The following is a 9,491-nucleotide window of genomic DNA, read 5'->3' as shown; positions in this document are numbered from 1 at the left end:
ACGCACCCGAACCGAGACCACGACGAAAGATCGAGGCTAGGGCTGACACTGTTCCAGCGACGTCCCACCCGACTGTGATCGGGAAGGCACCCATGAGCGGCGCGACCGACAGCCCCTCACGAGTCTTTCCATCCACGGGGTTGACGCCGACGTGGCTGACTCGCACCTGCACCTCCGTGGGGATCGGACCCCAGCACCAGTGGACGCTCAGTCCAGGTCGACGACTTCGAACTCGAGGAGTCCCTCGGCGGAGGAGACGGTGGTGCCGGGCTCGCGCGGCTGGCGCTGGTCGGCCCAGGCGCGGAAGCTCTCCTCATCAGCCCACCGAGTGATCACGAAGTAGTGGGCCTCGCCGCCGGTGGGTCGGAGCAGCTCGAATCCCTCGAAGCCGGGCGCGTTGTCCACCGAGTGCTTGCGCGCCGCAAAGCGTCGCTCGAGCTCCGCCTCGTTCCCCTCCGGCACAGCCAGCTTGTTGATCTTGACGACAGTCATGGTCTCCTCCTGCTTCTCGTGCCCGAACATTGATGCCACTGCCCATTATGGCAACGGACCCGTCGGCAAAGTTGCCGGATTCTTCCTTCCACCCGGAACCGGTGGACATTGACACGCAAGCAATCGCTTGCATATCGTCAACCCATGGCTGATGTCTTCAAAGCACTGGCCGACCCCACGCGGCGCACCATCCTGGACGAGCTGACGGATCGGAACGGACAGACCCTGTTCGAGATCTGCGCACGGCTGTCGATGAAGCACAACCTCAACTCATCGCGGCAGGCGATCTCGCAGCACCTCGACGTCCTCGAGTCGGCCCAGCTCGTGCAGACCCGCCGCGAGGGCCGCTACAAGTACCACTACATCAACACGAAGCCACTCGAGCCGGTCATCGAACGATGGCTCCGGCCCGCCGAGCCGGAGGAACCATCCGACCCGGCAACTGCGAGAGAGGAAGAACCATGAAGATCGAGCTGACGAGCATCCTCGTCGACGACCAGGAGAAGGCCCTGCGGTTCTACACCGAGGTGCTGGGCTTCCAGAAGAAGCACGACGTTCCGATGGGTGAGGCCAGATGGCTGACGGTCGTCTCTCCGGAGAGCCCGGACGGGGTGCAGCTGGTGCTCGAGCCCAGCGGACACCCGGCCGCGAAGCCGTTCAAGGACGCGTTGGTCGCCGACGGAATCCCTTTCACGGCATTCGTCGTCGACGACGTCGCGGCAGAACATGCCCGCCTGAAGGACCTGGGCGTGCAGTTCACGCAGGAGCCGGTCGAGATGGGACCCGTCGTCACCGCTGTCTTCGACGACACCTGCGGCAACCTCATCCAGATCCAGAACATGGCGTAGAACGCGATCGTCCGGCCGGCCCGCCGCTCAGTTCACGGGGCCGGCCGCCACCTTTCCGAAAGCACCCCGGTAACCGCTGGCGGGGTGCCGCTCGTTGAGCCGGTCGGAGCCGAACATCTTCTGCCGCAGCGTGCCCGGCGCGTACTCGCGCTTGGCCAGCCCACGCTCCTGCAGGGTGGGAAGCAGGTGTGCGTTGAACTCCTCGTAGGATCCCGGGATCGTCCAGTTCGTGATGTTGATGCCGTCGACCCCTGCCCGCTGCCATTCGACCAGCTGATCGGCGATCTGCTCCGGAGTCCCGACGGTGCGCACATGACGGCGGGCCACCAGCCGGCCGAGGTCCCCCACGGTCGGCTCCCGGTCCGGGTCGAGCTTGCGCAGCCACTCGATGTGGCTCTGCCCGCCGTTCGTCTTGACCTCGGCCAGCGGTGTGTCCGGCGGCAGCGGCGTGCCGTCGTCCTGGTTCACGCCGAGGTTGGTATGGGCGAGGAATCCGTCGACGCTCACCCACTCCTCGAGTTCGGCCTCCTTGCGCTTGGCCTCCTCCTCAGTGCTGCCGATCACGAAGGACATGCCCTGGAAGAACTTGATGTCCTCGGGCAGCCGGCCGTAATCACCAGCCAGTCGACGTGTGTCGGCGATGAGCTCTGCAGCAACCTCCGGCCGCGGCGTGAGGATGAACTGCGCCTCGGCGTTCCGTGCGGCGAACGCCCGCCCCGCCCCCGACGACCCCGCCTGGAAGAGCAGCGGCGTCCGCTGAGGTGACGGCGACGGCAGGTGCGGCCCCTCGACCCGATAGCGCTTCCCGACGTGATTGATCTTGTGGATGCGCGCGTGGTCGGAGAAGATCCCTGCCTCGCGATCCTTGAGCAGGGCGTCGTCGTCCCACGAGCCCTCCCACAGCTTGTAGGCGACGTCGACGTACTCGGCGGCCCACTCGTAGCGCTCGTCGTGCTCGACCAGGCGGTCGAAGCCGAAGTTGCGGGCGGCGTTCTCCTGGGTGCTCGTCACGATGTTCCAGGCGATGCGGCCCTTGCTGATGTGGTCGAGGGTGCTCACTCGGCGGGCGAATTCGAAGGGGTGGGCCTGCATGACCGAGCTGGTGAAGGCCAGCCCCAGGTGCTCGGTGTGGACCGCCAGCGCTGACAGCAGCACGGACGGGTCGTTGCTGGGGATCTGCAGTCCCTCGCGGGCGTTGACTTCGTAGGATCCGCCGGCCGGGCCGTACAGCCCGACGACGTCGGCGAAGAAGATCGCGTCGAACAGTCCGGCCTCGAGCGTCTTGGCGAGGTCGATCCAGACATCGACGTCGTCGAAGTCGACCTGCTGGGCGTCCGGTCGGCGCCATTGCCCGTGCTGGATGTGGGAGGCGGTGTTCATGACGAAGGCGTTGAAGAGGAGGTGGCTCACGAATCGGTGCCTTTCTCGCTGGTGGTGGGGGCGACGCCGACGGCGGCGACCAGGGCGGGAGTGCGGCCGTTGACGGCGTAGTCGCCGACGGAGCGGGCGCGGTAGATGACGGGGTTGTGCGACAGGATGGTGCGCGCGTTGCGCCAGTGGCGATCGAGCGCGGTGCCGATCCGCACGGCGGACGAGCTGAGCGCGTCGAACAGGTGGGTGGCCGCACGGGGAACGATGTCCGCGATGACGACCTGAGCCTGGTAGACGGCGAGCTCGACGGCGTAGGTGGCATCCAAGGCCGCGCCGCCCGGCGCCTTGACAGCGGACGCTGACTCAGCAGACGCCTCGGCATCGGGCAGAAGGCAGGCGTTCGCGCGGCGGCGCTCCCCGAAGGCCACCTCGAACAGGGGCGCGGTGCCGAGCACGAGCGAGCGCGCTGCGGCGGCGGCGCTCGTGACCTCGCCGACGACCTGCAGGATCTGTGGGTCGTCCCGCACCAGGTCGGCGTTGCCGTGGCTGTACACCCGCTTCCGGTTGCGCACCACCTCGGCGGCCTCCTCGGCCTGAGTCCGGGCGATCCCGGCGACCGCTGCAAGCAGCACGATCTGGTAGACCGCGCCGATGCAGGTGAGCCGGTCCGTGCGATCCTGCACGGCGTGCGGCTCGACGAGCGCGTCGGTGAACACCGTGGTCCCGGTGCCGGTGAGCTTCTGGCCGAATCCGTCCCAGTCGTCACTCATCGTCACCCCCGCCTGGCGGGTGCTGACGAGCGCGTTGACCTGCTCGCCGGACTCGGCGGAGGCCGAGGCGTCGATCCAGTCGGCGAAGATGCTGCCGGTCGAATAGTGCTTGGTGCCGTTGAGGACCCAGCCGTCCCCGTTCCGGGTGAGCAGGGTCTGCTTGGACAGCAGCGGCGTGTTGCCCGGCTCGGTCGAGGCGTTGCCGACGATGTCGCCCGTGCCGAAGCGGCGCAGCCACAGGCTCCGCGTCTCCGATTTGGGAGCGACGAGCTTCTCCTCGACGACCGCGATGTGCCCGCGGAACAGGTGAGCGATGTTCGGGTCCGCCGCGGCGAGGTCGATGAGCAGGGCAAGGAACTGCCGCCATGTGGCGCCATAGCCGCCGAATTCGCGCGGGACCCGTAGCGCGCCGAACCGCGCCTCGCGCAGCCAGCCGACCTGTTCGAAGGGCAGGGTGCGGCTGGTCTCGCGGTCGATCGCGCCAGCGGCGATCCGGTCGAAGACGGGGCGGAAGATGGCCGCCAGCTCCTCGCCGTCCGGCGCGGGAGATGTCGGCGGGCCTGCGTGCGCGGTCCGGGCATCCGCCGGCGGAGCAGTGGATGTGGTCTGGGCTTGCTCCGCCGGAGCGGCGAGCGCGGTGTCTCCTGTGCTCATAGTGCTGTGTCCTTCCGGATCGGGATCTCTGCTGGGGCGTGCAGGCGCGGGATCGCGGCGACGAGCTCGGCGGTGTAGGGGTGCTGCGGCCGCGTGAACACGTCCTCGACCTCGCCGTGCTCGACGACTCGTCCGCTCTTCATCACGAGCACTCGATGGCTCACGTGGTTGATCACACTGAGGTCGTGCGAGATGAAAAGGTAGGCGACGCCGGTCTCACGCTGGAGTTCGGTGAGGAGGTCCAGGACCTGCGCCTGGATCGACACGTCGAGCGCGGACACCGGTTCGTCGCACACGATGATGCGCGGCTGCGGAGCGAGTGCCCGCGCAATGGCCACGCGCTGGCGCTGCCCGCCCGACATGTCGAGGGGCCGGCGGCCGAGGACCGTGCGGCTGAGCCCTACCGCGTCGAGCAGCTGGGCGGTCCGCGCCCGGCGTGCGGAGCGGGGCAGTCCGGTCACGCCGAGCGCCTCGTGCAGGATCTTCTCCACCGAGTACCGGGGGTCGAACGACCCGAGGGTGTCCTGGTAGACCGTCTGAACGCTGCGCCGGTGGGCGATGCGTGCCCCGCGGGACAGGTCGGCCCAAGCCGTGCCGTCGATCTCCACCCGGCCCGCGTCCGGAGCGGTGAGCCCCAGCAGGATGCGCGCGGTGGTGGTCTTGCCCGAACCTGACTCGCCGACGAGTCCCAGCGTCTCCCCGGCACGCAGCTCGAAGGAGACGCCGTCGACCGCGTTCCGGACACTCCCGTCCGGCGAGGCGAAGGTCTTCTCGACCGCCTCGACCCGCGCGACAACCGGTCCCGTCACCTCGCCCAGGGCGGGGGACCTGCCCTCCGGCACCGCGTCGATGAGCATCCGGGTGTAGTCGTCCTCGGGCGCGAACAACACGCGGTCGGAGTCGTCGTGCTCGACGATCCGCCCGTTCCTCATCACCGCTATCCGGTCGGCCAGCCGCCCGACGACGGCCAGGTCATGGCTGATGACGAGAAGCGCGCGGCCCTCGCTCTTGAGCTCGTCGAACAGCTCGAGAATCTGCGCCTGGACCGTGACGTCGAGTGCCGTGGTGGGTTCGTCGGCGATGATGACGTCGGGGTCCCCGGCCAGCGCGGTGGCGATGAGCGCGCGCTGGCGCAGTCCGCCGGACAACTCGTGCGCCAGCTGCTCAGCGCGCAGCTCCGGATCCGGGATCCCGACGCTGCCGAGGAGCTCGATCGCGCGCTGCTTGCGCTGGGCCTTCGTCAGCTCGGGGTGGTGGGCGCCGACGGCCTCGGAGACCTCGGCGCCGACCGTCCTCAGGGGGTCGAGGGAGACCAGCGCGTCCTGCAGCACGAACCCGATCCGGTTGCCGCGGACCTCGCGCCACCGGCGTTCGCTCAGGCGCAGCAGGTCGATGCCGTCGAGTTCGAGTCTGGCGGCCTCGACGCGGGCCCGCCTGCCGGCCAGTCCGATCACTGCTCGCGCGGTGACAGACTTGCCGGAGCCGGATTCGCCGACGATGGCCAGGCATTGGCCGCGGCGGAGTTGAAACGAGCTGTTATGGACGACGGGCTCGTCGTGGCCGAAGCCGATCCGCAGGTTCTCCACGGAGAGGAGAACCTCCGAGTCCTGGCTTCCCGGGGCCGAGGCGCCCGCCGAGGGCCGGGGATCCGCGGGCGCGGGTGCCGTGCGGGTCTGGGTGTCCGATGCTGTGCTCATGCTGCTCGTCCTTCCGTTCGGGCTTGCAGGGCGCGGCCGAGCACGGTTGTGCTGACGACCAGGGAGGTGATGGCCAGTCCGGGGAATGCCCCGTACCACCAGGCCTGCTGGAGGAACGAGCGGGCGGTGGCGAGCATCGAGCCCCATTCCGGGGTGGGCGGGGACACGCCCAGGCCGATGAAGCTGAGGCCGGCGCCGGCGAGCGTGGCGGTGCCGACGCCGATCGTCGCGATGACGATGAGCGGCCGCAGCGCGTTGGGGAGCACATGCCGCACGAGCACCTTCCACTCCGGTTGGCCGAGGGCCCTGGCGGCTTCGACGTAGGTGGAGCGCCGGACCGACAGCGCCTCGGCGCGGATCACCCGGGCGTAGGTGGGAATCGTCGCGATGCCGATCGCCAACAGTGCGTTGGTGGGACCGGCGCCGGCGATGGCGATGACGAGGAGCGCGAGCAGCAGTTCGGGGAAGGCCAGTCCGATGTCGACGAAGCGCATGAGGATCGCGTTCGTGAACCGGTGGCCCAGCGCGGCGGACAGGCCGAGCACGGTGCCGCCGACGAGGGCGATCGCCACGGCGCCGAAGCCCAGGAGCAGGCTGTTGCCCGCGGCGTGGATGATCCGGCTGAGGATGTCGCGGCCGAGTTCGTCGGTGCCGAAGGGGTGCGCGGGGCTGGGCGCGGCCAGGATGCTGTTCGGGTTCACCTCGGCGGCGTCGTGCGGTGCGAGGAGCCCCGGCACGAAGGCCGCCACGAGGTAGAAGCCGAGGAGGGCGGCGGCGAGGATCGCGGGGATCCTGCCGACCCACACACCCGAGCGTGCACGCAGACGGGCGGGCGCCTCGGCGGGTGCTGATCCCTGGATCGCAGGGGCTGATGCGGTGCTCATGCGGCGTGCTCCTTCAGGCGTCGGTCGATGATCGGGTAGCTGAGGTCGACGAGCAGGTTGACCAGCGCGAAGATCGCGGCGCTGAGCACGACGATGCCCATGACCACCGGCAGGTCCTGGGTCGTGACCGAGCTCAGCAGGAGGCTGCCGATCCCCTGTCGGTTGAACAGCGTCTCCGTGATCACCGCCCCGCCGAGCAGCGCACCGGCTACGTAGCCCGACATCGTGAGGTAAGGGATGAGCGAGTGCCGAAGGGCGTGGCGCAGCCGCACCGCCGCCTCGCCCAGTCCCCGCGCACGGGCGCTGAGCACGAAGGGCTGTTCGAGCGCTTCCTCCAACGCGGTGCGCAGCACCTGGGTGAGGAGCCCGCCGATCGGCAGGCCGAGAGTGACGGAGGGGAGCACCAGGGACCGCGGGTCGGAGGTGCTGATGCTCGGGAACCACCCCAGGCCGTAGGAGAACAGGCTCAGCAGCAGGAGTCCCAGCCAGAACACCGGCGTCGAGGCGAATGCGAGCTCGAGGACTCCCGACGCCTTCCGGGAGGGGCGTCCCGCCGTGGCGAGCGCCAGCACGAAGGACACGATGACGGCGACGACGGCGGCCCCGAGGGCGAGCAGCAGCGTGGAGGGCAGCTGTTCGCCGATCGCCGCCGTCACCGGCACCTCCAGGCGATAGGACGTGCCGAGGTCCCCCGTGAGCAGGTTGCCCAGGTAGGCCAGGAACTGGACGACGAGTGGGTCGTCGAGGCCGTAGTCGGCACGGATCTGGGCCAGCACCTCGGGAGTGGGCTGCGATTCGGGGCCGCCCGCGATGGCCAGGGCAGGATCGCCCATGGCGCGGGTGGCGAAGAAGGTGACGACGGCCGCCCCGAGGACGACGCCCACGGCGGCCAGCAGCCGCATGATGATCAGCCGAAGCATCACTTCTCCTCCACCCAGGTGTCGAACCAGTAGGGCTGCAGGTAGGCGTAGTCGAACTTCACGCCCTGCACGGTGTTGGGGAACGCGGCGGACCGCGGGTCGCCGTACAGCGGGATGCTGGGCACTTCCCCGATGAGGAGGGCCTGCGCCTGGCGGTAGAGCTCCTTGCGCTCCTCCGGGTCGATCGACACCCGGGCCCGGTCGACGAGCTCGTCGAACTCGCGGTTGGCGAAGTTCGACTGGTTCTGGCCGACGAGTTCCGGGGTGGAGATGTTCGCCGAGGACCAGCGCAGCCACAGCATGTCGGCCGTGTTGGACGACCACAGCCCGGAGTAGATGTCGTAGTCGCCGGACCACATGCGCTCGGAGAGCTGCTGCCACGCGAGGAGCTCGATCTCGATCTCGATCCCGACCTCCTTGGCGCTGGCCTGGGCGAGCACCGCCAGACGCTGACGCGCAGCGTTCGTCCCGTCCAGGGGCGCGGCCGCGGTCAGGCGTTTTCCGTCCTGGACGCGGTAGCCGTCGCTGTCGCGCTCGGTCCAGCCGGCCTCGTCGAGCAGGGCGTTGGCTTTGGCCACGTCGTATTCGATGGCAGCGCCGAGCTCGGCGGAGTAGTCGGGTGTCGACGGGGTGAGGAAGTTCGAGGTCTCCCACTGGCCGAACGAGGCGGCGGAGACGATCTCCGGTCGGTTGATCGAGTGCAGCAGCGCCTTCCGTACCCGCTTGTCGTCGAACGGGGCGCGTGCGGTATTGAGGTGCATCGCGTAGGGCGTCCCCGGGCGCACGGCTTCGATGTAGCCGTAGTCGCTGCTGGCCTCGAACTCCTCCATGTTCTCCGTGGGGACGAAGTCGATGGCGTCGACCTCCCCGGAGCGGAGCGCGTTGGCCCGCACCTGGTCCTCGTCGATGAACAGGAGGTTGAAGCGCTCAACGTAGGCGGGACCGTCGTGGGTCCCCGGCGGGCCCCAGTCGTAGTCGTCGTTGCGCACGAACTCGACGCTCCTGCCCTTGTTCCACTCCTCGACGATGAACGGTCCGGAGCCGATCGGCTTGTCGCACGTGGTCTCCGGCGCCTCGGTGATCTGCTTGGGCGACAGGAGGGCGAAGTAGCTCTGCGCGAGGATGTTGATGAAGGAGTTGTAGGGCTGCTTGAGGTGGACTTCGAGCGTGTACTCGTCCTTGACGATGGACTTCTCGTAAGGGCGGAAGTAGGCCGCCGCGAGCTGCGACTTGGTGGCGGGGTCGACCATGTAGTCGAAGTTCGTCTTCACAGCCTCGGCGTTGAGGGGTGCGCCGTCGGTGAACGTCACGCCCTCGCGGATGCCGAGGGTATAGACGGTGCCGTCCTCGTTGACCTCATAGCCGGTGGCCAGCCACGGTTCGAACTTGCCGTCCTCGGTCTGCCAGAAGAGGGAGTCGGAGAACTGGCGCGACACCGAGACCCCGGCGGTCGAGTTCACCAGCGGGTCGATGCAGTCCGGCTCCTGACCGTTGGTGGCGACGGTGAGCGTCCCGCCGCGCGTGGGCGTCCCAGCCGTTCCTTCGGCGGCGGAGGACGTTCCGGTCGCGCACCCGGACAGGACGAGCAGGGCGGCAGAGGACGCCGCGAGGATTCCGGCGAATCCGGCCGGACCCTCGGCCCGGCGGCGGAGTGATCGTGGGGACATGTGTTTTCCTTCTTCCGAGGGTGAACACGATCACGCTAAAAGGGCCTCGGAAGAAGGCGAAAATGCGCGACGAAGGGCGACGTTTTGCGACGTCAGAGGGCAGATTGTGACTCCTTTATGACCCAGGTCACGGAGGGCGCGTAGCGGCTGTGCTAGGGACAATCCCTGCCGAAATCACCGCCTCCATG

10 protein-coding genes are annotated in these 9,491 nt (G+C 68.7%); 2 read left to right on the top strand and 8 right to left on the bottom strand.

Translation table 11 applies throughout. The features are described 5' to 3' along the window. Both LXN01_RS16530 and LXN01_RS15665 read right to left on the bottom strand, forming a co-directional pair. The coding region (locus LXN01_RS16530) for an alcohol dehydrogenase catalytic domain-containing protein (protein WP_439098460.1) at positions 1-172 on the bottom strand (172 nt) is incomplete at its 3' end. A 35-nt stretch (positions 173-207) separates the two neighbouring features. Next, positions 208-492, bottom strand: coding sequence for an antibiotic biosynthesis monooxygenase family protein (locus LXN01_RS15665; RefSeq protein ID WP_236866720.1), 285 nt, complete (start codon positions 490-492; stop codon positions 208-210). A 144-nt stretch (positions 493-636) separates the two neighbouring features. On the opposite strand from LXN01_RS15665, the gene LXN01_RS15660 reads away from it, so the two are divergent. Further along, complete coding sequence (locus LXN01_RS15660; protein ID WP_236866718.1) at positions 637-957, top strand: ArsR/SmtB family transcription factor; 321 nt, start codon at positions 637-639, stop codon at positions 955-957. After that, entirely contained in the window at positions 954-1,340 is a 387-nt protein-coding gene (locus LXN01_RS15655) for a VOC family protein (protein WP_236866717.1), read from the top strand. Before LXN01_RS15660 ends, LXN01_RS15655 begins: the two co-directional genes overlap by 4 nt. A 27-nt stretch (positions 1,341-1,367) precedes the next feature. Here the strand turns inward: LXN01_RS15655 and LXN01_RS15650 are convergent, their stop codons facing one another. From LXN01_RS15650 to LXN01_RS15625, 6 genes are read right to left on the bottom strand one after another with little or no spacing between them, the layout of a single operon-like run. Then, positions 1,368-2,750 carry an LLM class flavin-dependent oxidoreductase gene (locus LXN01_RS15650; protein ID WP_336885287.1) on the bottom strand — a complete coding sequence of 461 codons (1,383 nt, stop codon included), beginning with the start codon at positions 2,748-2,750 and terminating at the stop codon, positions 1,368-1,370. Next, positions 2,747-4,135, bottom strand: a complete 1,389-nt coding sequence (locus tag LXN01_RS15645; RefSeq protein WP_236866715.1) for an acyl-CoA dehydrogenase family protein — start codon at positions 4,133-4,135, stop codon at positions 2,747-2,749. Before LXN01_RS15645 ends, LXN01_RS15650 begins: the two co-directional genes overlap by 4 nt. After that, positions 4,132-5,832 (bottom strand): dipeptide ABC transporter ATP-binding protein, encoded by a 1,701-nt coding sequence (locus tag LXN01_RS15640; RefSeq protein WP_236866713.1) that lies wholly within the window; start codon positions 5,830-5,832, stop codon positions 4,132-4,134. The genes LXN01_RS15645 and LXN01_RS15640 overlap by 4 nt, the downstream gene beginning before the upstream one ends. Beyond that, complete coding sequence (locus tag LXN01_RS15635; RefSeq protein ID WP_236866710.1) at positions 5,829-6,716, bottom strand: ABC transporter permease; 888 nt, start codon at positions 6,714-6,716, stop codon at positions 5,829-5,831. Before LXN01_RS15635 ends, LXN01_RS15640 begins: the two co-directional genes overlap by 4 nt. Beyond that, complete coding sequence (locus tag LXN01_RS15630) at positions 6,713-7,636, bottom strand: ABC transporter permease (protein WP_236866709.1); 924 nt, start codon at positions 7,634-7,636, stop codon at positions 6,713-6,715. Before LXN01_RS15630 ends, LXN01_RS15635 begins: the two co-directional genes overlap by 4 nt. Beyond that, complete coding sequence (locus LXN01_RS15625) at positions 7,636-9,303, bottom strand: ABC transporter substrate-binding protein (RefSeq protein ID WP_236866707.1); 1,668 nt, start codon at positions 9,301-9,303, stop codon at positions 7,636-7,638. The genes LXN01_RS15630 and LXN01_RS15625 overlap by 1 nt, the downstream gene beginning before the upstream one ends. Positions 9,304-9,491 lie beyond the last annotated feature (188 nt).

This window comes from Brevibacterium daeguense (genome assembly GCF_021729135.1).
In the GTDB taxonomy this organism is placed as follows: Bacteria; Actinomycetota; Actinomycetes; order Actinomycetales; family Brevibacteriaceae; genus Brevibacterium; species Brevibacterium daeguense.
This window is presented reverse-complemented; position numbering and strand designations above follow the sequence as displayed.